Source organism: Vreelandella glaciei (assembly GCF_013415125.1).
GTDB classification, from domain to species: domain Bacteria; phylum Pseudomonadota; class Gammaproteobacteria; order Pseudomonadales; family Halomonadaceae; genus Vreelandella; species Vreelandella glaciei.
Genome location: NZ_JACCDE010000001.1, coordinates 156384 through 182598 on the forward strand (window position 1 = coordinate 156384; position 26215 = coordinate 182598).

Annotated in this window: 26 protein-coding genes; 23 read left to right on the forward strand and 3 right to left on the reverse strand. The window is 55.8% G+C overall.

Annotated features, from left to right (window positions below; genetic code table 11):
* Nucleotides 1-19 precede the first annotated feature (19 nt).
* On the forward strand, nucleotides 20-742 hold the full coding sequence (locus HZS80_RS00730) for an ABC transporter ATP-binding protein (RefSeq protein ID WP_179914900.1): 723 nt from the start codon (nucleotides 20-22) through the stop codon (nucleotides 740-742).
* 73 nt (nucleotides 743-815) lie between these two features.
* Here the strand turns inward: HZS80_RS00730 and HZS80_RS00735 are convergent, their stop codons facing one another.
* Nucleotides 816-1367: a DUF2062 domain-containing protein gene (locus HZS80_RS00735; RefSeq protein WP_008956819.1), complete on the reverse strand. Its 552-nt coding sequence runs from the start codon at nucleotides 1365-1367 to the stop codon at nucleotides 816-818.
* 97 nt (nucleotides 1368-1464) lie between these two features.
* Between HZS80_RS00735 and HZS80_RS00740 the strand changes: the two genes are divergently transcribed.
* From HZS80_RS00740 to murB, 7 genes are read left to right on the forward strand one after another with little or no spacing between them, the layout of a single operon-like run.
* On the forward strand, nucleotides 1465-3732 hold the full coding sequence (locus tag HZS80_RS00740) for a DNA internalization-related competence protein ComEC/Rec2 (RefSeq protein ID WP_035566225.1): 2268 nt from the start codon (nucleotides 1465-1467) through the stop codon (nucleotides 3730-3732).
* A 56-nt stretch (nucleotides 3733-3788) separates the two neighbouring features.
* Entirely contained in the window at nucleotides 3789-5525 is a 1737-nt protein-coding gene (gene msbA, locus HZS80_RS00745; RefSeq protein WP_035566223.1) for a lipid A export permease/ATP-binding protein MsbA, read from the forward strand.
* Nucleotides 5522-6550, forward strand: coding sequence for a tetraacyldisaccharide 4'-kinase (gene lpxK / locus HZS80_RS00750; RefSeq protein WP_179914842.1), 1029 nt, complete (start codon nucleotides 5522-5524; stop codon nucleotides 6548-6550). The genes msbA and lpxK overlap by 4 nt, the downstream gene beginning before the upstream one ends.
* Nucleotides 6551-6563: 13 nt before the next feature.
* Nucleotides 6564-6809, forward strand: coding sequence for a Trm112 family protein (locus HZS80_RS00755; protein WP_035566220.1), 246 nt, complete (start codon nucleotides 6564-6566; stop codon nucleotides 6807-6809).
* A complete protein-coding gene (gene kdsB, locus HZS80_RS00760; RefSeq protein ID WP_035566218.1) occupies nucleotides 6809-7585 on the forward strand; it encodes a 3-deoxy-manno-octulosonate cytidylyltransferase in 777 nt (258 codons plus the stop codon). Before HZS80_RS00755 ends, kdsB begins: the two co-directional genes overlap by 1 nt.
* A gap of 18 nt (nucleotides 7586-7603) precedes the next feature.
* Nucleotides 7604-8068 (forward strand): low molecular weight protein-tyrosine-phosphatase, encoded by a 465-nt coding sequence (locus HZS80_RS00765; RefSeq protein WP_179914843.1) that lies wholly within the window; start codon nucleotides 7604-7606, stop codon nucleotides 8066-8068.
* A 1-nt stretch (nucleotide 8069) separates the two neighbouring features.
* Nucleotides 8070-9098, forward strand: coding sequence for a UDP-N-acetylmuramate dehydrogenase (gene murB, locus HZS80_RS00770; RefSeq protein ID WP_281662131.1), 1029 nt, complete (start codon nucleotides 8070-8072; stop codon nucleotides 9096-9098).
* Between the two features lie 103 nt (nucleotides 9099-9201).
* Here murB and rne read toward each other — a convergent pair whose 3' ends face one another.
* Nucleotides 9202-12411, reverse strand: a complete 3210-nt coding sequence (gene rne, locus HZS80_RS00775; protein ID WP_179914845.1) for a ribonuclease E — start codon at nucleotides 12409-12411, stop codon at nucleotides 9202-9204.
* A gap of 728 nt (nucleotides 12412-13139) precedes the next feature.
* On the opposite strand from rne, the gene HZS80_RS00780 reads away from it, so the two are divergent.
* Genes HZS80_RS00780 through sppA form a run of 3 tightly spaced genes read left to right on the forward strand, consistent with a single transcriptional unit; the run spans nucleotide 13140 to nucleotide 15903 of the window.
* Entirely contained in the window at nucleotides 13140-14081 is a 942-nt protein-coding gene (locus tag HZS80_RS00780) for an RluA family pseudouridine synthase (protein ID WP_035566208.1), read from the forward strand.
* 25 nt (nucleotides 14082-14106) lie between these two features.
* Entirely contained in the window at nucleotides 14107-14751 is a 645-nt protein-coding gene (locus HZS80_RS00785; RefSeq protein ID WP_179914846.1) for an HAD family hydrolase, read from the forward strand.
* A 33-nt stretch (nucleotides 14752-14784) separates the two neighbouring features.
* A complete protein-coding gene (gene sppA / locus HZS80_RS00790; protein ID WP_179914847.1) occupies nucleotides 14785-15903 on the forward strand; it encodes a signal peptide peptidase SppA in 1119 nt (372 codons plus the stop codon).
* Between the two features lie 42 nt (nucleotides 15904-15945).
* On the opposite strand, the gene HZS80_RS00795 is transcribed toward sppA, so the two are convergent.
* The gene (locus tag HZS80_RS00795; protein WP_179914901.1) at nucleotides 15946-16563 is read right to left on the reverse strand and encodes a Maf family protein; all 618 of its coding nucleotides are present in this window, start codon (nucleotides 16561-16563) and stop codon (nucleotides 15946-15948) included.
* A gap of 210 nt (nucleotides 16564-16773) precedes the next feature.
* On the opposite strand from HZS80_RS00795, the gene HZS80_RS00800 reads away from it, so the two are divergent.
* The 12 genes from HZS80_RS00800 to HZS80_RS00855 all read left to right on the forward strand — a co-directional run bounded on the left by HZS80_RS00800 (nucleotide 16774) and on the right by HZS80_RS00855 (nucleotide 26209).
* Complete coding sequence (locus tag HZS80_RS00800) at nucleotides 16774-17304, forward strand: YceD family protein (RefSeq protein WP_179914902.1); 531 nt, start codon at nucleotides 16774-16776, stop codon at nucleotides 17302-17304.
* Between the two features lie 36 nt (nucleotides 17305-17340).
* Nucleotides 17341-17511: a 50S ribosomal protein L32 gene (rpmF, locus tag HZS80_RS00805; RefSeq protein ID WP_008956805.1), complete on the forward strand. Its 171-nt coding sequence runs from the start codon at nucleotides 17341-17343 to the stop codon at nucleotides 17509-17511.
* A gap of 43 nt (nucleotides 17512-17554) precedes the next feature.
* Nucleotides 17555-18607, forward strand: coding sequence for a phosphate acyltransferase PlsX (gene plsX, locus HZS80_RS00810; protein WP_179914848.1), 1053 nt, complete (start codon nucleotides 17555-17557; stop codon nucleotides 18605-18607).
* A 108-nt stretch (nucleotides 18608-18715) separates the two neighbouring features.
* Nucleotides 18716-19675: an ACP S-malonyltransferase gene (gene fabD, locus HZS80_RS00815; RefSeq protein WP_035566194.1), complete on the forward strand. Its 960-nt coding sequence runs from the start codon at nucleotides 18716-18718 to the stop codon at nucleotides 19673-19675.
* Nucleotides 19676-19733: 58 nt separating this feature from the next.
* Nucleotides 19734-20477 (forward strand): 3-oxoacyl-ACP reductase FabG, encoded by a 744-nt coding sequence (fabG, locus tag HZS80_RS00820; RefSeq protein WP_035566191.1) that lies wholly within the window; start codon nucleotides 19734-19736, stop codon nucleotides 20475-20477.
* A gap of 124 nt (nucleotides 20478-20601) precedes the next feature.
* Nucleotides 20602-20835, forward strand: a complete 234-nt coding sequence (acpP, locus tag HZS80_RS00825) for an acyl carrier protein (RefSeq protein ID WP_008956801.1) — start codon at nucleotides 20602-20604, stop codon at nucleotides 20833-20835.
* Between the two features lie 192 nt (nucleotides 20836-21027).
* Nucleotides 21028-22266 carry a beta-ketoacyl-ACP synthase II gene (gene fabF, locus HZS80_RS00830; protein ID WP_035566189.1) on the forward strand — a complete coding sequence of 413 codons (1239 nt, stop codon included), beginning with the start codon at nucleotides 21028-21030 and terminating at the stop codon, nucleotides 22264-22266.
* A 6-nt stretch (nucleotides 22267-22272) separates the two neighbouring features.
* The gene (gene pabC / locus HZS80_RS00835) at nucleotides 22273-23085 is read left to right on the forward strand and encodes an aminodeoxychorismate lyase (RefSeq protein ID WP_179914849.1); all 813 of its coding nucleotides are present in this window, start codon (nucleotides 22273-22275) and stop codon (nucleotides 23083-23085) included.
* 47 nt (nucleotides 23086-23132) lie between these two features.
* Complete coding sequence (gene mltG, locus HZS80_RS00840; protein ID WP_035566183.1) at nucleotides 23133-24140, forward strand: endolytic transglycosylase MltG; 1008 nt, start codon at nucleotides 23133-23135, stop codon at nucleotides 24138-24140.
* A gap of 58 nt (nucleotides 24141-24198) precedes the next feature.
* Nucleotides 24199-24852: a dTMP kinase gene (gene tmk, locus HZS80_RS00845; protein WP_179914850.1), complete on the forward strand. Its 654-nt coding sequence runs from the start codon at nucleotides 24199-24201 to the stop codon at nucleotides 24850-24852.
* Nucleotides 24843-25829 carry a DNA polymerase III subunit delta' gene (locus HZS80_RS00850; RefSeq protein ID WP_179914851.1) on the forward strand — a complete coding sequence of 329 codons (987 nt, stop codon included), beginning with the start codon at nucleotides 24843-24845 and terminating at the stop codon, nucleotides 25827-25829. Before tmk ends, HZS80_RS00850 begins: the two co-directional genes overlap by 10 nt.
* Nucleotides 25830-25873: 44 nt before the next feature.
* The gene (locus HZS80_RS00855) at nucleotides 25874-26209 is read left to right on the forward strand and encodes a PilZ domain-containing protein (RefSeq protein ID WP_008956795.1); all 336 of its coding nucleotides are present in this window, start codon (nucleotides 25874-25876) and stop codon (nucleotides 26207-26209) included.
* Nucleotides 26210-26215: the final 6 nt, after the last annotated feature.

The window sequence follows — 26215 nt, forward strand, 5'->3', positions numbered from 1 at the left end:
TAAGGATGACACGATGTCGATGAATTCGCTGTCTATGAACAAAGAGCAAGACGCCGCCATCATGCTTGACTGCCAAGCGCTGACACGTACCTACAGCGAAGGCCCCCAAGACCTAACGGTGCTGGATAAACTCAATCTGAAGGTTCGGGCTGGCGAGCGAGTTGCTATCGTTGGTAGCTCGGGGTCGGGTAAAACAACGTTACTGAATCTATTGGGCGGTCTTGACCGTCCTAATGACGGTCGCGTGGTGATCGCCGGTGAGCCGCTGTCGGGGTTAAATGAAGCCGCGCTGGGTAGTTTTCGTAATCGCTACATTGGGTTTGTGTATCAGTTTCACCACCTGCTGGCGGAGTTCACCGCCGTCGAAAATGCGGCGTTGCCGCTGATTATTCGCGGCCAGTCGAAAAAGGCGGCCGAGCAGCGGGCGATGCAGATATTGGAGCGAGTGGGCATGCAGCCGCGTGCCGATCATAAGCCAGGTGAACTTTCTGGTGGGGAGCGTCAACGCGTGGCGATTGCCCGGGCGCTGGTTACCGATCCTAGTCTGGTGCTAATGGATGAGCCTACGGGCAATCTTGATCAGACCACCGCAGCGACTATTTTGGCGCTGATGGATGAACTGGCCAAAGAGAGCGCCTGTGCGTTTGTGATTGTGACCCATGATGTGGGTCTCGCGGCCCATCAGGATCGTGTGCTAAAGCTTGATGCGGGCAAATTGGTCGAACAAACGCCAACGCTTTAAGGATCGAGCTTGGCCAATGAACTGATGCATTAAGCTTATTGGTCAAGCTCAGCCATTAGCCTCACTATCAGGCTTAATCATCAAATTCTGCTTCAATCTGCGCACGCCGCTGCCGACGTTTTTGGCGGCGGCGTTTCCAATTATGGGAGACGTGCCAGCGCCAGATTAAGCGGATACCGATATTGACGACGATCGCTAATATCAGCGCTGTCACCAGCGAGCCAACGATCAGAGGCGGCATAATGTCGTGCATCTGTTCGGCAATCCAACGCGTTGAAATACGCGAGGGCGCTTCTCGTACAGGCGCACCGAGTATGAAAGTGCCAATCCGATAATTGCCGTAAAAAATGAGCGGCATTGTTAAAGGGTTAGTGATCCATACCAAACCGATCGAAAGGGCTAAGTTGCAGCGCGTTAAGCGAGCACCCAGCGCAGCGACCACCATCTGAAAAGGGATGGGGAGCATGGCGCAAAACACGCCCACGCTAAACGCATTGGCAACGCTTCGGCGAGTGAGGAGCCACAAACCCGGGTCTGCAATCAGCGGTGCCATAAAGCGTAGCGAGCGCTGTTTTCTGATGGTGTCGGGTTTGGGCATGTAGCGCTGCAGGAACCTGCGCGGCATGACGGATACTCTTACCTATCGATGCTGCCCATTATCCATATAGCGTTGCCCTTCGGCTATGCTAGGCCATCAATGAACATTCGCCAGGGAGAGTTCTATGCGGTTAGGGGTCGCCATGCCCGCTGCACTTGCAGCTCTTGCTGGAGGGATTTTGGCATGGTACAGCCATGCCGCAGGGATGACCTCCAATGCGTTCGGCTGGGTGCTGGTCGCCGCGTTGTTGATAGTGGCGTGGCAACCCCGCCGAGGTGTATGGCTACTGATGGGTCTATGGGTATTTGCTGGCGTTCAGCATGAATGGACGAGCCGTTTGCCAGCAGGGCTGAGTGGCGAGGATATAGCCGTTGAAGCCACTGTGCTGAACGCTCAGCCGTCGGGGGACGCAACGCGTCTGATGCTGCGTGTTGATAGCTGCCAAGGCCCGGCACAACGACCACGTTGCGTGGTGATAAACAAGGTGCGGGTAACGGCTTATAGCGATAAAGCGTTTTATCCCGGTGAGCAGTGGCGAATGACGCTCCGTTTGCGGCCTCCCAGTGGTTTTGCCAACCCCGGTACGTTTGATTATGAGCAATGGCTATGGCGTGAGGGAATTCACGCTACTGGGTATCTGCGCCAAGATCCACCGCCCGTTCGGCTAGCTTCCGCCGGGCCATCGCTGCGTCAGTTGGGGGTGGGTTTTTTAGCCCGGCAGGCGCTAGATGAGCGCACTAAACGCTGGTTGGCGGCACTGACATTGGGTGATAGCGAACAGCTTACCCAAGATGACTGGTCGTTGTTGAATGCGACCGGCACCACCCATCTGGTCGTTATTTCAGGCTTACACGTTGGGCTGGTGACGTCATTTGTATTGATGCTTGCCAAGCTCGGTGCGCGCTTAACGACGCCTACCAACTGGCGCATGCGCGCTTGGCCTTGGTGGGTGGCGGCGGTAGCCTGCATCAGTTACGCCACGCTTGCCGGGATGGCACCGCCCGCTATGCGTGCCATGGTGATGACGTTGATTGGCCTGTGGGTGCTTAGTGGTCGACATGCACCAAGCCCATGGCAAGGGTGGTGGCTGGCCATTGCGCTGGTGCTTCTCGTTGATCCGCTGGCTCTGTGGCGGCCCGGTATGTGGCTGTCATTTGTGGCGGTGGCATGGTTAATCGCTATTTGGCAGGGTCGGCGGCGCCCTCAGGGTATTAAAGGCTGGTGTTGGGCACTGGTCAGATCACAGTTGCTGCTTGCTCCGCTAATGGCCGCTGCTGTGCTGGTAGCATTTGGGCGCATAGCGCCCGCCGCCCCATTGATTAACCTAGTGGCCGTGCCGTGGGTGAGTTCCATCATGGTGCCTACGGCGTTATTGGGCTGGTTATTATCACCGGTGCCTTTTCTAGGCCATGCTTTATGGTGGCTGTTTGAGGCCGCACTTAATATTTTCCATTTACTGTTGAGCCTCTCTGTTCAGCACTGGCCGCTATGGGAGCCTGATCGGCCATTGACCTATCCACTGGCCTTTGCGCTGCTGCTGCTATCACTCTGCTGGGGATTGCCTGCGGTGCTACCGGGTATGCGGCTAGCCACTACGGCGTTGGTGGTGGCGCTGCCTTGGTGGTCGCTATTGTCAACGACTCCCCAGCAAGGGCTTCGAGTGAGCGTGCATGATGTGGGGCAAGGGCAGTTGATCGAGTTACGTAGCAAACATTATCGACTGCTTTATGATACCGGGCCGCGCTTTCGTGGCGGTTTTATGCCGCTGGAAACGCTGTGGTCTCCGGGTCAACGTTTTGATCAGGTGATCGTTAGTCACGCCGATAACGACCATGCGGGTGGTGTTAATGCGTTATTAGCCGAGCATCAGGTTAATCAGTGGATAGCGCCCGAGGGTGAGACCCTGTCAGTAGACAGCCGGGCGTGCCAGCGAGGTCAAACCTGGCAGCGCGATGGCGTTAATTATCGCTTTTTATGGCCACCCGCGGGCGCTAATGCTTTGTCACCCAATGATCGATCCTGTGTATTGGAAGTCAGTGTAGGCGAGCACCGGCTGCTCATCACGGGGGATGTGAGTAGCGAGATAGAGCGACGCTTTTTGCTTGAAGTGGATTCGCCTGTCTCTATGCTTGTCGCGGGGCATCACGGCAGTGGAACAAGTTCGGGTATTCAGTTCGTACGTCATACCGCCCCTGAACATGTTGTTTTTAGCGCAGGACGTGATAACCCTTTTCAGCATCCGGGAGATGCCGTCGTGCGCCGTTTTCGTGATCAGGAAAGCTGTTTGTGGAGTACGGCCCAAGACGGCGCACTGCGTTTTTGGCTGGAAGCTGCTCGTCCTTTTGAGGTTAGAACGACGCGACCACGGTCAAGTCGACGCAATCGGTGTTGAACCACGTCGCCATCAGGTAGAATTCACCGCATTGCACACTATTGCCGGGAGCGCGTGTGGCTGATTCAAGCTGGGGTATTTACAAGCGGTTATTGGGCTATGTTAAGCCACATTGGCGCGCGTTTTTGCTGGCGCTGGTGGGGTTTGTGGTATACGCCGCGTCGAGTACCGCACTGGCGGAAATGATGAAGCGGCTGATTGATGGCATTCAAAACCCGGATGCTGCTTTCCGGTTCTTCTTGCCGCTGTTTGTCATTATTATGTTCTCCGCCCGCGGGGTAGGCACTTTTTTAAGTACTTACTTTATGGCTTATGTGGGGCGCTATGTGATTCATACCCTGCGCTGCGATGTATTTGCTCATCTTCTTCACCTGCCTGGCCGGTTTTTTGACCACCACTCCAGCGGTCAACTGGTATCGCGGGTGACCTACCACGTCGAGCAAGTGGCAGGGGCGGCCACCAAGGCGGTGACGATTATTCTACGTGAAGGCCTGTTCGTCGTCGGCCTAGTGCTTTATCTGCTCTGGACCAACTGGATGCTCACGCTACTATTTTTAGGCGTGACGCCGATTATCGCCGTCGTAGTGAGTTACGTCAGTAAGCGGTTTAGGCGTATCTCCAAGCGCATTCAGCACTCTATGGGCGATGTGACCCATATTGCGTCGGAAGCGTTGTCTGGCTATCGCGTAGTGCGCACCCATGGTGCAGAAGATTATGAAAAGCAGCGCTTTGAGCGAGTGAGTGAAGAGAATCGTCGTCAAAGTATGAAAGAGGCCATGACCCGGGCGGTTAGCTCGCCGGTAATTCTGATGCTGGTGGCTATCTCTATGGCGCTGCTGGTATGGCTGGCGATGGCGCCCTCCCTGATGGAGAACATGACCCCCGGTGAGTTTGTCGCCTTTATTACGGCCGCCGCCCTGATGATCAAACCAGTGCGCCAATTGACTGAGATTAACGGTGAGATTCAGAAGGGGTTGGCGGCAGCGTCAGAGCTTTTTGGTCTACTGGATATGACGCCGGAGCAGGATAACGGTAAGCGTATTGCCAGCCGTTTAAGCGGTGAGGTCGTTATCGATAAGGTTAGCTTCCGCTATGCCGACGACCAACCCGAAGTGCTGCATGATATTAATCTACGGCTGGCGCCAGGTGAGCTGGTAGCGATAGTCGGTCGCTCGGGAAGTGGTAAATCTACGCTGGTGAGCCTATTGCCGCGCTTCTACCGGCCTAGCCAAGGCATTATCACCATTGATGGCGTCAATGTTGATGAGTACGCGCTTGGGCCGCTGCGCCAGCAGATTGCCTTGGTCTCCCAGCAGGTGACGCTATTTAATGCCTCAATTGCCGATAACATTGCCTATGGGGTGGCTAATCCTGACCCACAGGCTATTCAAGCGGCGGCTGAAGCGGCCTATGCCCACGAGTTTATCGACAAACTACCCGATGGTTATGCGACCACCGTAGGCGAAAATGGCGTGATGCTCTCGGGTGGGCAACGTCAGCGGCTGGCGATTGCCCGAGCTATCTTCAAGGATGCGCCACTGTTGGTGCTCGATGAGGCCACCTCAGCGTTGGATACGGAATCTGAGCGCTATATTCAGAAAGCGCTGGAGCGCGTTTGTGAGGGGCGCACTACATTGGTGATTGCCCACCGCCTGTCCACCATCGAACGGGCCGACCGGATCGTGGTGATGGATCAGGGGCGTATTATTGAAGAGGGCACCCATCAGGCCTTGTTGGATGCCGATGGCGCTTATGCAGCGCTGCATCAGTTGCAGTTTCAAGAAGCATTATGACCCTGCCTAAAAAAGCGCAAAAGACTCGGACACTGGCAGAGCGTTGGCTGCAAGGTGCCTATCAGGGCAGCCGTTGGCTTTGGCCGCTAAAGCCCTTAGGGGCGCTTTATCAATGGGGAATGGCCCGCCGTGAACAGGCCTACCAGCATGGTAAGAAGGCTATGTGGAAGGCCCCCGTGCCGGTGATTGTGGTCGGCAATATCACCTTAGGGGGAACCGGGAAATCACCGTTAGTGGCGTGGTTGGGCAATTGGCTGGTGGCGCAGGGCTGGTCACCAGGCATTGTTACCCGCGGCTATGGCGGAATATCATCGCACTATCCCTTGCTTGTCACCGCCGCCACTAATGTTGCCGAAAGCGGCGATGAACCCTTGATGCTCGCGCAGCAGACAGGGCTACCGGTAGTGGCAGACCCCAAACGGTCGCGCGGCGTGCAGGCGCTAGTGGCGGCGGGTTGCGATATTATTTTGAGCGACGATGGCTTGCAGCACTTGGCACTGGCGCGGGATATTGAGCTAGTCGTGGTTGATGGTGCCCGCGGTTTAGGTAATGGTCGCTGCTTACCCGCCGGGCCGCTGCGCGAATCGCCCAGCCGCTTGCAGCGCGTTGATGCCGTGATCATCAATGGTGACTCACAGCAGGCGTTGCCGGTCGGCTCTGTGACCACTATGCAGTTAGCACCGCGTTATTGGCGCCGCTTAGATGACGGTGCTCGGTTTTCGCTAGCGCCGCTGCCGTTTACGCTGCCAGTGCACGCAGTAGCGGGGATTGGCAATCCCGGGCGTTTTTTTCGCACGCTTTCCAATTTGGGGGTCAGTGGTGACTGGCACCCGTTGGCCGATCATCAGCATTACAGCGCTGACGCGCTAAAATTTGCAGATATCCGCCCGATTATCATGACAGCCAAAGATGCCGTTAAATGTTATGCCCTGGCGCCGTCGAATAGTTGGGTATTAGATGTGGAAGCCACGCTTCCACCTGAATTTGAATACTGGCTGGCAGCACGGCTGTCGGCACTTTCCTAAAGGAGTCAAGCGCATGGATAAGGAACTGCTGGCAATGCTGGTCTGCCCGTTGTGTAACGGCAAGCTGAAATATGACCGTGAGGCTCAAGAGCTGCGTTGCCACTACGATGGCCTGGCCTATCCCATTCAAGAAGGGATTCCCGTCATGCTGCCGGAAGAAGCCCGTGCCATGGACGCCGATGAGAAGCTGCCTACTTCCCCTGGTCGCGCGTCAGGGAGCGCGTCAGGACGCGCTTCAGGACAATCCGGAGGCGTTTAATGGCTTCTCCTGACGTTGCCGTGCCAGACTTTACGGTTGTCGTACCCGCACGCTATGGCTCCACCCGCTTGCCCGGCAAGCCGCTGTTAGAAATTGCCGGAGAGCCGATGGTCGCCCACGTATGGCGGCGCGCATGCCAAAGCCATGCCTGCCGGGTTGTGGTGGCCACGGACGATAGCCGCATTCGGGATGCCATGCTGCCTTATGGTGCTGAGGTGATCATGACGCGCGACGATCATCCTTCGGGCACTGACCGCTTAGCCGAAGTGGCTGATATTTTAGCGCTAGCGGATGACGCTCTGTTGGTTAATGTGCAGGGCGATGAGCCTTTGATTCCGCCTGCCTTGATTGATCAAGTGGCCCTTCGCTTGGCCGATGACCCCGAGGCATCGATTGCCACGCTGGCGGAGCCTATCAACGATGTCGACACGCTGTTTAATCCCAACGTGGTTAAGGTGGTGCGCACCTTGCAGGGTCGAGCGCTGTATTTCTCACGTGCGCCCATTCCCTGGGATCGGGAGCATTTCAAACAGGCGCCCACGCTACTGGCGACCGACGCTTGGCTGCGCCATATTGGCCTCTATGCATACCGCGCGGGTTTTCTAGCGGCTTACCGTGACTGGCCCGCCTCTAGCCTGGAGCAACTTGAACAGCTTGAGCAACTGCGTGCATTACAAAACGGCCACGCGATACAGGTAGCCTTAGCCTGTGAGGTAAATCCCACGGGTGTTGATACTGTCGAGGATTTAGCCCGTGTGCGTGCGCTGCTTGCCTAGCGCCTAAGGAGAGTTGTTGTGAAAGTGTTATTTGTGTGTCTAGGCAATATTTGCCGTTCGCCCACCGCAGAAGGTGTTTTTCGCCGTGCCCTTGAGCAAGCAGGGCTAGCCGACGAGGTTGAAATAGACTCCTGCGGGGTCGGCAGTTGGCATGTGGGCAAAGCGCCGGACTCACGCGCCCAGCAAGTAGCCTTGTGCCGTGGTATCGATTTAAGTGGTCTGCGTGCCCGCCAGTTAAATGTGCAGGATTTTGCTGAATTTGATTACGTGCTGGGTATGGATCAGGACAATTTGCGCGCCATATGTGACCTGAAGCCCGCCAATAGCCAGGCTCATGTCGGCCTGTTTTTAGATTTTGCCGGTACGCCTGGTGCAGAAGTACCTGATCCTTATTATGGTGGGGATGAGGGCTTTGAAAACGTTTTAAATATGATTGAAGCCGCTTCAAACGGGCTCATTCAACACCTCAAGCGTGAGCACTGAGGTGGCGGCTTTTAATCTGCAGTCCAATATTGATTTAACTCTTGCCAATACGCTGCGGCTACCTTGTCACGCCGAGCACTATGCAGCGCCGGGTACGCTGTCAGCACTGCGCGCTGCACTCGCTTATGCCCACGCTCAGGACTGGCCCGTTACGTTGCTGGGCGGTGGCAGCAATGTACTGTTACCTGAGCAGGTGCCGGGCCTGGTGCTACGCCCAGCCTTAAAGCAATGGTGGCTGAGACAACCAAAAGGCGCTCAACAAGGGGAGGTGTTTACCCAAGTGGGCGCTGGGGTTAATTGGCACGCCTTAGTCATGGCGACTGCCGCACGGGGTTTGTGGGGAATCGAAAACTTGGCGCTAATTCCCGGTAGTTGCGGGGCGGCACCGGTGCAAAATATTGGCGCCTACGGCGTTGAGCTTGCTGACACGCTGCAAGCGGTGCAGGTCATGGAGCTCGCCACTGGACGCTGTTATTGGTTAAGTACTCAAGAGTGCGCGTTTGCTTACCGGGACAGCATCTTTAAAGGCGAGTTAGCCGATAGTGTTGTGATTACCCAGCTAATATTGCGTTTATCACGTATGCCAGCGCCGCAACTGCATTATGGCGATCTTGCCGCGCGGTTATCTGCCACACCCTCGCCGCTTGAGGTTGCTGAAGCCGTTTGTGCTATTCGCCGCGAGAAGCTACCCGACCCTGAGGTGCTTGCCAACGCGGGAAGTTTCTTCAAAAATCCGCTAGTAAGTGATGAGCAGGCAGCGCAGCTGTCGCGTCAGTATCCTGCGATGCCCCATTTTCCCCAGGCGGGAGGGCAAACAAAGTTAGCGGCAGGTTGGTTGATCGACCAGTGCGGTTTAAAAGGGATGCGCGACGGCGCCTTTGGCGTACACCAGCATCAAGCGCTGGTGCTGGTGCATTTTGGTGGCGGTGATCGCCTCGGCTTGATGAAAATCGCCAGCTATATCGCCGCTCAAGTAAAAACACGCTTTGGTGTGCTGTTAGAACCCGAACCACGTTTTATTAATCCTTAACGCCCTTTTCCAGCGAATCCTTCTGCCGTTTTTAAAAGGCGCCTCCTAGACAACAAAATCCCCGCTTAAGCGGGGATTTTGCTGTTGCAACACGCGTCCGATTTTACTCGGAGTGGGTGTCCTGTTGCGCCTGTTTACGCTTTTCACGCGGATCGTTGTGAGCCCGTGTGCGGCGACGTGGTTTAGGCGTTTCTTCAGTTGCTGCATCTTCAGCGGGAGCTTCGCTAGCCACCGGCTGAGCAGGCTGAGGCTCTACTTCAGTCGTTTCTAGTTCGCCGCTATGTTCGACGCTCTTTTCTTCCTCGCCTTGCTTTTGCTCGCTGCTGGATGGCTCTTCAACTGAAGAGGCCGCGTCGTCACGCTCAGAAGCGCTCTCAGAAATGCTTGGTGTTACTGCTTCCTGGCGAATTTCCTGGGCGTTAGTTGACGCTTCAGGCTGGCGCTGTTCGCTGCTTTGATCCGTGTCAGCGCTACTGAGAGGCTCAGCGGCAGCTTCTTCAATAGTGGCCGCCGGATCGACCGCGTTGGCCGCAGGCGGTTCGATAGCTTCAGGTGCTACCGATTCGCTAGCACTTGGCTGGTTATCAGCAGTTTGCTCAGTTTCAGAAGGCTCCGAGTTGGTTTCGATTGCTTCTGAGTTCACCTCAGGTGGCACTGACGTAGTCTTACTCTCTTCAGAATGAGGTTCAGTCGTTTCAGAGGCAGCAGCAGGTGCGGGCTCTTCGCTGGTGACGGGCTTGGCAGCGGCTTCCTGCTCAGCGGTGTCAGAAGCAGGTTGAGTGGCTTCATCGGCAGATGCGGCGACGTCATCATTCTGAGTCTCGGCAGTTGGTGCTTCTGAAGCCGGTCTCTCTGAAGCTGGTGCTTCTACTTCCGGTGCCGAAGTTTTCGCGTCTGACGCTTCGGTTGTTGGCGCGACAGGCGCTTCATCCGCAGGTTCAGCGGTTTCTGGCGCTTCATCTACCACTTCTGCCTGCAGCTTTAACTGCTCGGCTTCTGCCTGTGGGTTGATCGCCTGGGTACGTGTGCGGTTACGCGGGTTGTTACGCGTACGCTTCGGCTTGCCGTCATCCTGCTTGGCTTCTGGCTGTTTGGCAGTTTCATCGGGTTGGCTGTCTTGGCCAGCCTCGCGACGTGGCTCTTTCGGCGCTGCGCTTTTGCCGTTATTGCTCTTTTTAGAGCTGTCTTTGCCAGAGCTATCCGACTGGCTCTCTTTACGAGGCGCTTTGTTGGCCGACTCTTCGGTGGCATCGTCTTGCTGGGGATGACGACGACGATTGCGGGTGCGGCTGGGGCCGCTGCGCTTGTCGCTGTTATCGTCACCGGCAGGACGCGGAGCAGTGGTGCGTTGCTCGCTTTTTTGCTCGGCTTTTTGTTCAGTTTTTGGCTCAGACCGGGCGCTGTTATCGCTGCCGCTGCGCGACTCGCTACGGCTAGTGTTGTCGCCGCGCTCATTGCGTGAGGGCTTCTGCCGCGACTCACTGCTGCGCTGATTGGTTTTACGCTCGCTTGGCTTGCGCGGCGCCGGGGTTTCAGTCTTGGGCTCTGGCGCAGCTTCAGCATTACTTTCGTCGCTGCCTAGCAACTTGGCGAAGCCACGGATAAAGCGGCCAATGACGCTGGGTTGCTCGCTGGTCGCCGGTGCTGCTTTCACCGCCGGGGCAGCAGCAGGCGCTTTCTCTTCGGTTTGCAGCGATGCCGGCGCGGGGGCGTTATGCGTAACGCTTTTTACCGCTGCTTCTGCGCGTTGAGCGGGCGGTACGAAGCTGGGTGTCGGCTCCTTACCTACTTCGGTATCCGTGGAGAGCTCAAAGCTCGAAAGGCTTTGAGTGTCATCCTCGTCTAAATGATCATCGCGCAGGCGCTGTACGTCGTAGTGGGGCGTATCCATGTCAGGGTTAGGCAGCAGCACTACGCGAACATTTTGGCGGGACTCTAAATCGGCCAGCACACTGCGTTTTTCATTGAGCAGATACGTAGCGACGGGTACCGGCAGAATAGCGCGAATCTGCGCGCTGTTCTCTTTCATGGCCTCTTCTTCAATCAGGCGCATGATTGACAGCGACAGCGAACGCACATCGCGAATGGTGCCTTGACCATTACAGCGCGGGCAAACCACGCCGCTGGTTTCACCCAGCGAAGGACGCAGGCGCTGTCGGGACATTTCCATTAGGCCAAAGCGTGAGATGCGACCAATCTGCACCCGCGCGCGGTCTAGCTTAAGCGCATCGCGCATACGGTTTTCAACTTCACGCTGGTTGCGCGCTGGCCCCATGTCGATGAAGTCGATTACCACCAAGCCGCCGATATCGCGCAGGCGTAGCTGGCGGGCGATCTCATCGGCGGCTTCGGAGTTGGTTTGTAGGGCGGTTTCTTCGATATCGCTACCGCGGGTAGCACGCGCGGAGTTGATATCGATAGAAACCAGCGCTTCCGTGTGGTCGATCACGATCGACCCGCCAGATGGGAGTTTTACTTCACGCTGATAGGCCGTTTCGATTTGCGATTCGATCTGAAAGCGCGAGAACAGCGGTACCTCGTCAGCGTAAAGCTTGATCTTCTGCTGATACGAGGGCATTACCTGGCGAATAAAGCCTAGCGCTTCGGCGTGAATCTCGGGGCTGTCGATCAATACTTCGCCGATGTCCTGGCGCAAGTAGTCGCGCATAGCGCGAATGATGACGTTGGATTCACGGTAGATTAGGAATGGGGCAGGGCGCTTGGCGGCTTCAGTGGTGATCGATTCCCACACCTGAACCAGATAGTCCAAATCCCACTGCAGCTCTTCCGGGTTACGGCCAATGCCAGCGGTGCGCACGATCAGGCCCATTTTGTCCGGCACGGTCAATTGACCCATGGCATCTTTGAGCTGACTACGCTCATCGCCTTCGATACGGCGAGAAATGCCACCCGCACGCGGGTTGTTGGGCATCAATACCAAAAAGCGGCCCGCCAGGCTGACAAAGGTGGTAAGCGCGGCGCCTTTATTGCCACGCTCTTCCTTGTCGACCTGAACGATGACCTCTTGGCCCTCTTTAAGCACTTCTTTAATGCTGGGACGGCCGGAAACGTCTTTTACAAAGTACTCTTTAGAGATCTCTTTGAGCGGCAAAAAGCCGTGGCGGTCAGCGCCATAATCGACAAAGGCAGCTTCAAGTGAGGGCTCTACGCGGGTGATTTTACCGCGATAGATATTGGCTTTTTTCTGTTCTCGAGCGCCGGATTCGATGTCTAAATCGTACAGGCGTTGTCCATCGACTAAGGCGACGCGCAGCTCTTCAGGCTGTGTCGCATTAATAAGCATCCGTTTCATGTTGTCTCGCATAGCGTTGCGTGCCGGCGAACTGCCTATGGGGTGACGTAGGCGAACCGCTGGGTGCTGCGTGCTTGTGCTCGGCGCATTGCAATGCTGACGCGTCAAGCCGGGAAGGCATCATTGCCAACCCGGCCAGTAGGGCGTTGAGTACGTGGCGGAGGCAGGACATATTCCGGTGGTTGTCACATCCATCCGGCCCTGCTGACACCGCCAACACCTGGCATTCATCGATTCACCAACGCCGGCCACCGGCACAGCGTTGAACTTGTCGCCCGGAGCCAGCCAGCGCCTTGTGACGAGAAAGGAGGGGCTGCTCGGGGCGTGGCGTTGTTTCGTTGCTGCCTGCCGTTGAGGGCGAGGCTTACTTTTCTCTGCCAGCATAAAAACGGGCGGCAGAGTTACTGCATTTTTTTAGATCAGATATTGGTACTGAAAAACGGGCAATGCGTACACTGGTGCCGTTTTTGTGTTCAGGCCTGCGTGTTAGTCGGGCAGGCGCATTAACCGAGCTCAGCGTAGACGTCTTCTGCTAACAAATTTAACCAATTAGCTATTTAGCTGCTAGCCGCGAGCGTTAGACAAGAAAGCTTTATGCGCTTGGCTGGTGAACGTTTTGGAATATAACAGTAAAGACAACGACCAGCAATTGACGCAATGCCCTTGGGTCTACGCTAGAATGCCGTTTTTTAGCTGATGTTAGCGAACTACAGCAGGAGCAAGCGGCAATGTCCGAAGGGCGCGAAGTACAGTGGGTGGATATTGCCCCAGAGCAAGCTGGGCAGCGAATTGATAATTTCCTCATGACGCGGCTCAAAGGAGCGCCCAGGGCGCTGATTTATCGCATCGTACGTAAAGGCGAAGTGCGCGTTAATAAAAAGCGCGTCAAAGTGGATTACCGTTTGCAGGCGGGCGATTTAGTGCGCGTGCCACCGTTGCGCTTGGCGCCCCGTGAGGCGGTCAAGGAAGTGAGCGATAATTTACGCGACCTGTTGGTGGGCAGCGTTATTATGGAAGGCCCTGATTGGATGGTGCTGAACAAGCCTTCGGGCTTGGCGGTGCACGGTGGTAGCGGGGTTAAAATAGGCTTGATTGAAGCGCTGCGCCAGGTGCGCGATGATTTGAGTTTTTTGGAATTAGTACACCGTCTGGATCGTGATACTTCGGGCTGTTTGTTACTAGCCAAGTCCCGGGATGCGTTGGTAACCCTCAATGAGTCACTGAAAAAGCACGGTATGGATAAGCGCTATCTAGCCTTGGTTAGCGGGCGCTGGCCGGCGCGTAAAACGTATGAGAGTGCCCGCCTGGATCGTTTTGATGCGGGCAATGGCGAGCGCCGGGTGAGAGTCGACCCCAATGGCAAAGTGTCGCGCACTCATTTTTCAGTGGTCGAGACGTTTGAAAAAGTCACGCTGATCGAAGCCGAACCGGTGACGGGGCGTACGCATCAAATTCGCGTGCATGCAGCTCATGCAGGCCATGCGTTGTTGGGCGATGATAAATACGCCACCCGGGAGAGCGGTCTGCTCACTAAGCAGTTGGGACTGGGGCGGCTGTTTCTGCATGCGCGTGCATTAACATTTCCAGAGCCCGGCAATGGACGCCCGGTGACCGTTAAAGCACCGCTGCCAGAGGCGCTGGAAGCGACCCTCACGCGTGCTCGTCAATAACCCGCCCCCTCAATACGGAGCTGTCATGCAGTATGAGCTAATTATATTTGATTGGGACGGTACCTTGATGGATTCGGTGCCGCGTATTGTCTCCTGCATGCAGGCCGCTGCCCTGGAAGCTGAGTGGGGCGAGCTTTCGACCGCTGAAGTGGAAGATATTATTGGTTTGGGATTACCCGAAGCCATTGCCCAGCTATGCCCGGGTATTTTGCCTGAGCAGGCCGAGCGCCTTCGTGAGCGTTACTCGCACCATTTTGTCACCGCGGATGCGACGCCGATGCTGTTTTTTGCCGGGGTTGAGGCACAAATTGCCCGCTTGCGTGGCCGTGAGCAGCAGCGGTTGGCGGTAGCGACCGGTAAAAGTCGCCGCGGCCTTGACCGCATTTTTGCTGAGACCAACAGCGGCGGCTGGTTTCACGCCAGCCGCACCGCCGATGAAACTCGCTCGAAACCCCATCCGCAAATGCTTTCGGAACTATTGGCCGAGTTAGAGGTGCCCGTCGAGCGAGCCGTGATGGTTGGCGATACGGCTTACGACCTTGAAATGGCCCGGGCCATTGGCATGGATCGCGTCGGCGTCACCTACGGCGTACATACGCCAGAGCGTTTGGCGCTCAGCCAGCCCAAGTGGATTGCCCATAGCATTAATGAGCTTTTTGATCGGCTGTAAGGTGAATAGCCAGCATTTACATAAGGACATTTTATGAGCGATGACCCAAACCGCCCCAGTGGCACAAACGACGGACGTGACGGCCCGACCAATGATGATCGCAATGAGGTGGGGGAGGATCGTTGGACACAGGGATCAGAGGTGCCACCTAGTAAGGGCGCTAAGCCTATGTCGGGTGCGCCAGACGATGATGCCGAAACCCTGCGCGAACGCCAGCGGCTGGCGCAGCTGGAAATGATGGATCACTGGATAGGCGGCGTGTTAACGGAACAGCGACGCACTCGCCGCTGGAAGCTGTTTTTCCGCCTGATGATGCTTACTATTGTGTTGGTGGCGCTATTTACCACCCTTTATAGTCTGTTTTGGGATTCGTCTAGTGCTACCGCGCCCACACAGCGACACTTAGGGATTGTGGAGGTCAGTGGGGTAATTGCCAGCGATTCGCCTGCCAATGCCGAGCGTATCATTGAGGGGCTGAATAACGCCTGGGAGGCGGAAGGCGCTGCTGCTGTGGTGCTGCACATTAATAGCCCGGGTGGTAGCCCGGTGCAGTCTCAGCGTATCTATGCAGAAATTATGCGTCTACGCGAGCAGGGCGATAAGCCGATTATCGCAGTGATCGAAGATGTCGGTGCCAGCGGCGCTTATTATATTGCGGCGGCGGCGAATGAGATCATTGCGTCGCCGGTGAGCCTGGTGGGTTCTATTGGCGTTATTTACGCGGGCTTTGGTTTTGAAGAGGCAATAGCGCGCATTGGTGTGGAGCGCCGCGTACTGACGGCTGGTGAAAATAAAGCCTTTCTTGACCCGTTTCAGCCACTGGATGAAGAAGCGGAGCAGTTTTGGCAGGAAGTGCTCAGCCAAACTCACCGTCAGTTTATTGATGATGTGCGTGCGGGAAGAGGTGGAAGGCTTAGCGACAGCCCCGATATATTTTCAGGCCTGGTCTGGAGTGGTGAGCAGAGCCTTGATCTAGGCTTGGTTGACCAGTTAGGCAGCCTTGAGCAAGTGGCGCGTGACCGAGTGGGTGACACCAATTGGGTCGATTATACGCCGAGTCTTGATCCATTTGAGCGCCTGACGCGCCGCTTTACCCAGGTCGTCGCCGAGGTGTTGGGCGTCAGTGCGCCCGCTACCCCGCTGCGCTTCTAAGCGCTTAGTTGTCAGGCCCTTGGTTGTCGGCTCTACTGATGATCAGGAGGCGCCAAGCGGGTCTAAACCCGCTTGGCGCAGCATGTCACAAAGCGCAATCAGTGGTAACCCAATCAATGCGTTGGGGTCGCGGCCTTCAAGCTTCTCAAACAGCGCTATACCTAAGCCTTCCATGCGAAAGCTGCCAGCGCTGTCGAGTGGCTGTTCTTTGGCGACATAGTTTTCAATTTCCTGGGTGCTCAAGTGGCGGAAAACCACCTCGAATGGCTCGACGTGCACCTGATGACGCTGGTGGCGTGTATCCAACAGCGCTAAACCGGTCAAAAAAGTGACACGCTGGCCGGAAAAGCGGCTCAGGTTGGCGCGTGCCTTGGCTTCCGTATGCGGTTTGCCAAGAATGTCGCCTTCAAATACTGCTACTTGGTCAGAGCCGATAATGCAGTGGTGGGGGAAATGGTGCGCAACGGCGTTAGCTTTGCTGAGCGCTAGTCGATGGACCAGAGCGTGGGGTGTTTCGCCACTATGGGGCATTTCATCAATATTCGGCGAATAGCATTGGTAGGGGAGCTGCAGTCGATCCAGCAGCTCGCGCCGCCAACGCGAGCTGGAGGCCAGTACCAGCTCGGTCGTTGATGCCTGACTGCTTGATGGCTCGGTCATTGCGGATGAAGTCACAAATAGCTCCTGGCTGGGTAGTGGCGCAACGTGGCGCAAATGCAATTTCAAAGCAGTAGAGTGTAGCGAAAGCAGCTAAACCTGCCTATGTTGGCTGTTTATTGAGGCCACGGTTGGTTATTTATTGAGGAAGGCATGAAGAAATATACCGACAGCTTTGACACCAGCAGGGGGAGTGCCTATCATTGCGCGCCTATGTTGACCTCACAACTCCCCAGTCGGGTGGAGCCTTATAAGCTCGCAGCCCGCCACGAACGAATCGAAGGCTTGGTAGCGCTGGATAAACTGCCACGTCTTGCCGAAGAAGCGGGTGTCCAAACCGGCGACTGTCATGTCGTGCTTGAGTTTGGCGTCGATGCTCAAGGTCGTCGTGAAATTCGTGGCCACTTGCAAGCGACGTTGGCGCTTGCCTGCCGACGCTGCCTGGTGCCGCTGCCTCAAGAGGTGAACAGTGACTTTCTGCTTGGAATGGTCACTGACGAAGCCTTAGCGGCCGAGTTGCCTGCTAGTCATGAACCGGTGCTGGTGGAAAAGGAACAGCTGGATCTTCTGACGGTGGTTGAGGATGAGTTAATTCTCAGCCTGCCCCAGGTGGTCTATCACGATGAAGCCGAATGTCATGTCTCGGCGGAGCAGCTGGTCAGCAAAACAGAAGGCGCGGCGGCAGAAACAACGCCAGCGACGAATCCATTTGCGGTGCTCAATGTCTTAAAAGGCAAAAAATAAGCACCCTTTAACTTAAATACCTTGGAGTAAACACCCATGGCAGTTCAGCAGAACCGTAAAACTCGTTCCAAGCGCGGCATGCGTCGTAGCCACGATGCACTGACCGCTCCGACGCTGTCTCAAGACAAAGAAACGGGTACGACTCACCTGCGTCACCACATTTCTCCAGACGGTTTCTACCGTGGTCGTAAAGTGATTGAAGTATAAACCTCAATTGCGTTATTAAGCGGCTAAACGGACTCAGTGCGGTATGCGCCTAGCGATTGATGTGATGGGGGGTGACCAAGGCCCTCATGCGATTATCACAGGTGCTGCAAAGGCAGTGGTGGAACACCCAGACCTTGAGCTGATTCTGTTTGGCCCGCGTCAGCAGATTCTTGCTGAGCTTTCACGCTTGCCGCAGCCTCTGGTTGCGGCAGCGTCACGTTTGGTGGCGCGTGAAGCACCTGACTGCATTATGCCATCGACAACCGCTGCCTGGGCGCTGCGCAAGGGGCAGGCGACCAGTATGATGCACATGCTGCGAAGTGTCGCTCAGGGCGAGGCGGTTGCCGGTGTAAGTGCGGGTAATACGGCAGCACTTGTGGCATTAGCAAGGCGCGAGCTGGGGATGGTCGAGGGTATTTCTCGGCCAGCGATCAGTACCGCGATTCCAGCGCGCCAAGGGCGTCGCTGTTATTTGCTGGACTTAGGCGCCAATGTGGACTCTCCCGCTCATCGGCTGGTGGATTTTGCGCTAATGGGCGCGGCGATGGCGCAGTGCGTTGATGGCACGGCTGTGCCACGTGTCGCGCTGCTCAATGTTGGTGCTGAGGCCACTAAAGGATGTGCCAGCGTTCGCGAAGCTGATCGTTTGCTGCGCGAGCATGCCAATAGAGGTGCTTTTGACTATCAAGGTTATGCCGAGGGTGGTGACCTGTTTAAAGGCCAGCTTGACGTAGTGGTATGCGATGGCTTTGTGGGTAACGCTGTGCTCAAGGCAAGCGAAGGTTTGACAAGTATGTTGGTTGAACGCGTGCAGATGGCGTTTGAATCGCGCTTAAGTGGTCGTTTAGCAAGCCTACTGGCCAAACCTGTGTTGAGGCGTTTAAAGCAGGAGTTAGATCCTGTGCGCTATAACGGGGCCAGTTTATTGGGGTTGCGCGGTATCGTGGTGAAAAGTCACGGCAGTACCCATGCAGATGGTTTCTACTACGCTATTCAGCGTGCTCTTCAGGAAGTAGAACATAATTTGCCTGCGCGGATCGCAGGCCGTTGGCAGGCGCCATTACGTGAAGCAGTGGCACCTGCGAGCCATGATTAGATAATAAATAATTTATTTTTTGCGAGCTTATAGGTGGCATCAGGATGTGCCAATAATCTCGCCTATCGCTCATATGAGCAAATGCCTACAAGTGCAAAGGTGAACGACATGTCTCAACCCCTTGCCCTCATTTTCCCCGGGCAAGGCTCTCAGCAGCTTGGAATGCTGCGAGAGCTGGCCGAGCGCTATAGTGTGGTGGGAACGACATTTGAGGAAGCGTCGGATGCTTTGGGCTACGACTTATGGAAAGTCGTCCAAGAGGGTCCTGAAGCATCGCTTAATGCAACCGCGTGCACCCAGCCCGCATTACTCTCTGCCAGCGTCGCTATTTGGCGCGTTTGGCAGGAGCTAGAAGGGCCTCGGCCTACTGTAATGGCGGGCCATAGCTTGGGCGAATACAGCGCGATGGTGTGCGCTGGCGTCATGAGCTTTGCCGAGGGCGTTAACTTAGTGCGTCTGCGCGGTGAGGCCATGCAGGAGGCCGTTCCCGCGGGTGAAGGTGGTATGGCGGCCATCCTTGGCTTGGCAGACGACGCGGTTGAAGCCGCCTGTGAAAAAGCCGCCCAGGGCGACGTGGTGTCTGCTGTCAACTACAACTCCCCTGGGCAGGTCGTAGTGGCAGGCTCCAAAGCAGCCGTTGAGCGGGCTATCGTTGCCTGCCAAGAAGCGGGGGCCAAGCGCGCTATGTCATTACCCGTTTCCGTTCCTTCGCATTGTGCGTTAATGCGCCCGGCCGCCGAGCGCCTAGCGGAGGCTATGCAGGCAATTGAATTGCGAACGCCACGCTATACCGTGATTCAAAATGTCGACGCCAAGGCGCATGCTGATACCGCGACACTTCGCACACGTCTCATCGAACAGCTTTATCAGCCAGTGCGCTGGAGCGCCTGCGTTGAGGCAATGGCTAGTCAAGATGTTGAAGTATTTATTGAGTGCGGGCCTGGAAAGGTGTTGACCGGCCTCAATAAGCGTATCGTGAAGGGTAGCAAGGGGTTGGCAGTGAATGACCCTGACAGCCTGAATGCTGCGCTTGAGCTGGCGCGTGAAACGTTGGCTGATAAAGCGTGACCAAGGGTTGTGTTATTCCGCTATCCTTGCTTGATTACACGGTTAGAGGCAGAACGTTATGACCCAAGAAAGTAGAGTTGCCCTGGTAACAGGGGCCAGTCGCGGTATTGGCCAGGCCATTGCTCGTGAGTTAGGTCGTCAAGGCCGTATCGTCATTGGCACAGCGACTAGCGAGTCCGGTGCTGAAAAAATTGATGCTGATTTAAAAGAGAATGGCATTGAAGGCGCAGGTCTGTGTCTTAACGTGACGAACCAGGCCAGCATTGACAGCGTATTGAAAACCATCACTGAGCGCTTTGGTGCGCCGACCATTTTGGTTAACAATGCCGGTATCACGCGAGACAATTTGCTGATGCGTATGAAGGAGGATGAGTGGGACTCCGTGATGGATACCAACTTAAAATCTGTCTATCGTGTTAGTAAGGCGTGTTTGCGGGGTATGACCAAGGCGCGTTTTGGGCGTATTGTGTCGATCAGCTCTGTAGTGGCAACCATGGGCAACCTGGGCCAAACTAACTATGCTGCAGCCAAAGCGGGTATGGAAGGTTTTAGTCGTGCTTTAGCGCGTGAGGTGTCTTCTCGCGCCATTACGGTTAACGCGGTAGCGCCGGGCTTTATTGCCACCGATATGACCGAGGCGTTGCCCGAAGCCCAGCATGAAATGTTACTTAAGCAAATTCCGTTGGCTCGCTTAGGGGCACCGGAAGAGATCGCCGCAGCGGTTGGCTTTCTGACCAGTGATGCAGCCGGTTACATCACCGGTGAGACGCTTCACGTGAATGGCGGCATGAATATGCGTTGATGGCCTTGGGGATGGCGGTTGCGTCGACCCGAGGGCGTCTATAAACTACCCCGCAGCTTTTGGCTTGCGGTTTCCAAATAGCTGGTTATCAAAAACGGCTAATGTGAACGACTGGAGTACGTTAATGAGTACTATTGAAGAGCGCGTTAAGAAAGTGGTAGCAGAGCGCCTGAACGTTAAAGAAGAAGACATCCAAAACAGCTCTTCTTTTACAGAAGACTTGGGTGCTGATTCGCTCGACACCGTTGAGCTGGTCATGGCTTTGGAAGAGGAATTCGATACTGAAATTCCTGATGAAGAAGCTGAGAAAATCACCACGGTTCAAGAAGCCATCGATTACGTGAACGCCCACCAGTAAGGGCTGCGTCGATGCATCGAACCAGGGTGGGGTGCTAGTCACCCGCCTTAAGAGCCGTCCTTTCGCAGGGCGGCTTTTTTGCTTTGCTGCCACAATGCTTATAACGTTCAATCTCCGTTATACTGTTGACCAAATTTAAGCAGCGAATGACCCAAGTGGGTCGCGTCACCATGGATGCCTGGAGGAAAGCTGATGGCACGGAAAAGGGTAGTGGTAACTGGGTTAGGCCTGGTGACCCCAGTGGGTAATAACGTTGATGAGTCGTGGGCCAACATTGTGGCCGGTAAAAGCGGTATTACGCCTATTGAGCATTTTGACACCAGTGGCTTTAACACGCGTTTTAGTGGGTCGATCAAGAACTTTGATATTAGTCCGTACCTGAATCCTAAAGATGCTCGCAAGATGGATCTCTTCATTCAGTACGGTATGGCGGCGGGCGCCCAAGCGGTTGAAGATTCCGGTATCGAGTGCACGGAAGAGAATGCGGATCGTATCGGTGTGGCTATCGGTTCAGGCATTGGTGGCCTACCAATGATTGAACATAACCACAACGCGCTCAACAAGGGTGGGGCCCGGAAGGTGTCGCCGTTCTTTGTGCCGGGCTCCATCATTAATATGATTTCGGGCAATATGGCGATTCAGCACGGCTTTAGAGGGCCGAATATCGCGATTACCACTGCCTGTACCACCGGTACCCATAATATTGGTTACAGCGCGCGCACGATCGCCTATGGCGATGCGGATGTCATGGTCTGTGGTGGTGCCGAGATGGCGACGACCCCGCTAGGTCTTGGCGGCTTTTCAGCGGCTCGCGCGCTTTCAACGCGTAATGATGACCCTCAGGCGGCCAGCCGCCCGTGGGATACTGATCGCGATGGCTTTGTCTTATCCGACGGTGCGGGTGTGTTGGTGCTTGAAGAGTATGAGCATGCCAAAACGCGAGGAGCTCACATCTATGCCGAGCTGGTCGGCTTTGGCATGAGCGATGATGCTTACCACATGACATCGCCACCGGAAGATGGTCGCGGCGCGGCGCTCTCTATGCGCAATGCCATCAAAGATGCCCAGGTTGACGTTTCTGAAGTGCACTATATCAATGCCCATGGCACTTCAACCGCGGCAGGTGACCTAGCAGAAAGTCGAGCCATTGAGAACGTACTGGGTGATGCAGCCAATAATGTGGCCGTGAGCTCTACCAAGTCGATGATCGGCCACCTGTTGGGTGCCGCTGGTGCGGTAGAGGCAGTGTTCAGCATTCTGGCTATTCGTGACCAGATCGCACCGCCGACCATCAACCTGGATAACCCACAGCCGGGTTGCAATCTGGATTATGTACCGCATACCGCACGGAACATGCGGATTGATATGGCGCTTTCCAACTCCTTTGGCTTTGGTGGTACTAACGGTTCGCTGTTATTCAAGAAGGTGTAATTGACGATGTTGCCGCCCGCGTTATCTGACGAACAAACTGTGCCGTTTGATGATCGCGGGCTTGCGTATGGTGATGGCCTCTTTGAAACGGTGCTGTTGCGGGCGGGAAAACCGGTGCTATGGCGTTATCACACAGACCGCCTAGCGAAAGGATGCCAGTGCCTAAATATACCGTTACCTTTTCAAGCAACACTGGATGCCACGTGGCAGGGTGACTGCACCGCTGAGCTGGAAGTACTCAAGCTTATCTTGACGCGTGGCAGTGGTGGGCGGGGTTATGCGCAGCCGGATGAAGTAACACCGCGTTTACTTAGTCGCCGTACGCCATTTCAACCCTCAATTCAGCGCTGGCAGCAGGGTGTCACAGTCAGGCTTTGTAATTTGCGTCTTAGCCGCCAGCCACGGTTGGCCGGTATTAAGCACCTTAATCGTCTGGAGAACGTACTGGCCCGCCAGGAATGGAGCGATACCGCGATCGCCGAAGGTCTGCTCGCTGATAGCGAAGGCCGGGTCATAGAAGCCACCAGTATGAATATTTTTTGGCTGCAGGCAGGGCAAGTGTTCACGCCTTTTGTTGACCAATGCGGAGTAGCAGGCACGTTGCGCGCTGGATTAATTGATCAAGGTGTCGTTGCTCTGGGGGCGCTGTCGCTGGATTGCCTTGCAGAGGTCGAGCGGCTATGGGTAGCAAACTCTGTTCAGGGAGTGTGGCCTGTGACGACACTGCTAGCAGCGGATGGTTCGTTGCTGCAGCGCTGGGCTGTGAGTGAGTCTGATCCCTTTCAGCGCTTGGCCCATCAGTTGTTAGGCTTTGTCTAAACGTCAGCCTTCTTATCAATATCGCCCTGCAATTATTTTGAGGTGTCATGGTGAAACGGTTATTAACCGCTTTGTTAGTCGTAGTCATAATCGGGGCTGCCGGTGCAGCAGGCGGTTATTTTTATTGGCAGAGCCGCTTAGAGGCACCGCTAGCGCTTGATGAGCCAACGCTTTACCAAGTGCCTTCTGGTGCGGGGTTTAATCAGGTGGTGGCGGAGTTGGAATCCCAGGGCATACTGGAAGATGCTTGGGCGTTTCGCTTATTAGCGCGGGTGGAGCCGGAGCGCGTGCCGCGGCTGCGTACTGGCGAATATCAGCTTTTGCCGGATATGAGCGGGCTGGAAATGATGGCGCTGCTAGGCAGTAATAACGTTGTCACCTATCCGCTGACGATTCCTGAGGGGTGGACCTTTCGTCAAATGCGCGACTTGCTCAATGCCGCACCAAAACTTGACCATCGCACGGCTGATTTGAGCGACGAAGAGGTGATGACGCTACTTGATCGTGAAGGCACCTTTCCTGAGGGATGGTTCTTTCCCGATACCTATCGTTACCACCTGGGGATGAGCGACGTCGATCTACTACAGCAGTCGCTTGAGCGTATGGAGCGAATTCTGGACAGTGTCTGGGAAGAGCGTGCCGACGACCTGACCATTGAGTCGCCCTACGAGGCGCTTATTATGGCCTCTTTGATTGAGCGCGAAACGGGGGCGCCGGAGGAGCGGCGCGAGATTGCCGGGGTGTTTAAGCGCCGCATGGAGCAGGGTATGCGCTTACAAACCGACCCGACGATTATTTATGGCATGGGCGAGCGCTATGAAGGACGCATCACCCGCGCTGATCTGCGTGAAGCGACGCCCTATAACACTTATGTGATTGATGGCATGCCGCCCACGCCGATCGCTTTGCCGGGGCGTGCGTCATTGGAAGCGGCGGTAAACCCGCTACCCGGCGAAACGCTCTATTTTGTTTCCCGGGGCGATGGCACACATCACTTCTCGCGTACATTGCGGGAGCATAATAATGCCGTTAATCGCTATATTCGCAATCGGTAATAGCTATGACCTATCATCAAAGTCATCATCACATTGATCACCACAGTAAGGGAGCATGATGAGCAAGCGGGGACGCTTCATTACGCTGGAAGGCGGCGAAGGCGTGGGAAAGTCTACCAATGTGGGCTTTGTCGCCGAGTGGCTGGAAGCCCAGGGGCTGGAAGTGGTGTGCACACGTGAGCCGGGGGGAACTGAGCGAGGCGAAGCTATTCGAGCACTGCTGCTGGACCCGGCCCCCCAAGAGCCGCTGCATGTGGACGCAGAACTGCTGCTTATGTTTGCCGCTAGGGCGCAGCATTTAGCGGAGAAAATTCTGCCTGCCCTGGCAAGAGGCGCATGGGTAGTGTGTGATCGCTTTACTGACGCTACCTTTGCCTATCAGGGCGGCGGCCGAGGTATTGCCAAGGAGCGTATCGCCGTGCTGGAAAATTTTGTTCAGCAGGGGCTCTCGCCCGATTTAACGCTTTTGCTCGATATGCCTAAAGAGGCGGCAAAGCAGCGTTTAGAAGTACGCCTGCGCGATCGTCACGAGCAGCTTGACCGTTTTGAGCAAGAGCAGGCCGATTTTTTCCAAGCTGTACGCGACGCCTATTTGGCACGAGCAGAAGAAGCCCCCGAACGTTTTGCAGTGATTGAAGCTCAACACTCCCTAGAAGAAGTACAGACGCAGCTTCGTAAGACCCTTTCGGCGCGAGTAACAGCATGGCGTTAACCGGTGTTATGCCGTGGCACCTTGCCACCTGGCATCAGTTAACCCGTCTGGCCGATGGAGGGCGGATGCCCCATGCGCTGCTCATTCATGGCGCCCATGGGGTAGGTAAGCAACAGTTGGCGGAGGCGTTAATCGCCCGGACACTTTGCGCCACTCCTGCCGACCAGGCCTGTGGTCATTGCCATAGCTGCGCTATGTTGGCATCGGGATATCATCCTGATTTGCTGCGGGTCTCGCCGGAAGAGGGCAAACGCCAGATTCGTATTGACCCTATTCGCGAGGTTAACCGCTTTGTTTCTCAAACGGCTCAGCAGGGGGGATACCGGGTCATCGTCATTTCACCGGCTGAGGCAATGAACGTTGCCGCTGCTAATGCGCTGCTTAAAAGCCTGGAAGAGCCCGGCAATAAGACGCTGTTTATCCTGCTCTCTGACGTGCCTTCACGGATGCTGCCAACGATCCGCTCGCGCTGTCAGCAGTGGTCCCTGCCCAGTGTTGCCTTTGAAGCGTGTCGTGGTTGGCTGATCGAGAAACTCAACAGTGCCGACGAAGCCTACTTCTGGTGGCAGGTAGCGGGAGGCCTGCCGCTACTGGCGGTGGAGTTGGCCGCGCCCGAAGAGCGCGCTTTGCGCCACCAAATTCACGACAGTTTTGAGCAGTTGGTGCGCGGCGCAGAGCCAGTATCAGAGGCCGCACGGCTGGATCGCCAGGCGATTGATGCCATTTTGTGGTACGGTATTGCCTGGCTGGAAGACCTGATTCGTCTCGGTTTATCCGGTGAAGCAGCCGTGCTGCACAATCCCGATCTTGAGCCGCTTTATCGTCAGGCGGTCAAAAATGGCCGGGTGCAGGATTGGTTTCGCCTGCTGGATTATGCCCGTGAACATCGGCGGCTGTTGGCGGTGGGGGCTAACCCAAATCCCCAGTTGGTGCTTGAGGCGTGGTTGGTTCGCTGGGCGGCTCTGCTACGCTCCTAGCGGAGAGTGTTCTCCCTATTTCACAGCAATCTAGCGAGGTTGTTATGGCAGCCCAAAAAGCGCTCTCTCTTAACATTCCTGATGTGCCGACACTGCTCTCCGCTTATATGCCATTTCTGGATCGAGGGGGGATTTTTGTGCCCACTCAGACTCCCTATGCACTGGGTCAGCAGGTGTTTTTACTGCTGACGCTGCCGGGTGAAAGCGAACGTCTTTCAATCACCGGCCACGTGGTATGGGTCTCGCCCGAGGGTGTCAGCGGCCGGCGCATTCCTGGTATTGGTCTACATTTCAGCCAGCAAGATTACCCTGTGCGTGATCGCATTGAGACGCTGCTTGCCGGACAGTTGGATAAGGCAGCCCCGTCGTTCACGCTCTGATTAAAT

Excerpts from the sequence above, each read along its gene's own strand:
- HZS80_RS00730 (WP_179914900.1), top strand. The coding sequence starts at position 20 with ATGAATTCGCTGTCTATGAACAAAGAGCAAGACGCCGCCATCATGCTT.
- HZS80_RS00735 (WP_008956819.1), bottom strand. The coding sequence starts at position 1,367 with ATGCCGCGCAGGTTCCTGCAGCGCTACATGCCCAAACCCGACACCATC.
- HZS80_RS00740 (WP_035566225.1), top strand. The coding sequence starts at position 1,465 with ATGCGGTTAGGGGTCGCCATGCCCGCTGCACTTGCAGCTCTTGCTGGA.
- lpxK (WP_179914842.1), top strand. The coding sequence starts at position 5,522 with ATGACCCTGCCTAAAAAAGCGCAAAAGACTCGGACACTGGCAGAGCGT.
- HZS80_RS00755 (WP_035566220.1), top strand. The coding sequence starts at position 6,564 with ATGGATAAGGAACTGCTGGCAATGCTGGTCTGCCCGTTGTGTAACGGC.
- kdsB (WP_035566218.1), top strand. The coding sequence starts at position 6,809 with ATGGCTTCTCCTGACGTTGCCGTGCCAGACTTTACGGTTGTCGTACCC.
- rne (WP_179914845.1), bottom strand. The coding sequence starts at position 12,411 with ATGAAACGGATGCTTATTAATGCGACACAGCCTGAAGAGCTGCGCGTC.
- HZS80_RS00780 (WP_035566208.1), top strand. The coding sequence starts at position 13,140 with ATGTCCGAAGGGCGCGAAGTACAGTGGGTGGATATTGCCCCAGAGCAA.
- HZS80_RS00785 (WP_179914846.1), top strand. The coding sequence starts at position 14,107 with ATGCAGTATGAGCTAATTATATTTGATTGGGACGGTACCTTGATGGAT.
- sppA (WP_179914847.1), top strand. The coding sequence starts at position 14,785 with ATGAGCGATGACCCAAACCGCCCCAGTGGCACAAACGACGGACGTGAC.
- HZS80_RS00795 (WP_179914901.1), bottom strand. The coding sequence starts at position 16,563 with ATGACCGAGCCATCAAGCAGTCAGGCATCAACGACCGAGCTGGTACTG.
- HZS80_RS00800 (WP_179914902.1), top strand. The coding sequence starts at position 16,774 with ATGTTGACCTCACAACTCCCCAGTCGGGTGGAGCCTTATAAGCTCGCA.
- rpmF (WP_008956805.1), top strand. The coding sequence starts at position 17,341 with ATGGCAGTTCAGCAGAACCGTAAAACTCGTTCCAAGCGCGGCATGCGT.
- plsX (WP_179914848.1), top strand. The coding sequence starts at position 17,555 with ATGCGCCTAGCGATTGATGTGATGGGGGGTGACCAAGGCCCTCATGCG.
- fabD (WP_035566194.1), top strand. The coding sequence starts at position 18,716 with ATGTCTCAACCCCTTGCCCTCATTTTCCCCGGGCAAGGCTCTCAGCAG.
- fabG (WP_035566191.1), top strand. The coding sequence starts at position 19,734 with ATGACCCAAGAAAGTAGAGTTGCCCTGGTAACAGGGGCCAGTCGCGGT.
- acpP (WP_008956801.1), top strand. The coding sequence starts at position 20,602 with ATGAGTACTATTGAAGAGCGCGTTAAGAAAGTGGTAGCAGAGCGCCTG.
- fabF (WP_035566189.1), top strand. The coding sequence starts at position 21,028 with ATGGCACGGAAAAGGGTAGTGGTAACTGGGTTAGGCCTGGTGACCCCA.
- pabC (WP_179914849.1), top strand. The coding sequence starts at position 22,273 with ATGTTGCCGCCCGCGTTATCTGACGAACAAACTGTGCCGTTTGATGAT.
- mltG (WP_035566183.1), top strand. The coding sequence starts at position 23,133 with ATGGTGAAACGGTTATTAACCGCTTTGTTAGTCGTAGTCATAATCGGG.
- tmk (WP_179914850.1), top strand. The coding sequence starts at position 24,199 with ATGAGCAAGCGGGGACGCTTCATTACGCTGGAAGGCGGCGAAGGCGTG.
- HZS80_RS00850 (WP_179914851.1), top strand. The coding sequence starts at position 24,843 with ATGGCGTTAACCGGTGTTATGCCGTGGCACCTTGCCACCTGGCATCAG.
- HZS80_RS00855 (WP_008956795.1), top strand. The coding sequence starts at position 25,874 with ATGGCAGCCCAAAAAGCGCTCTCTCTTAACATTCCTGATGTGCCGACA.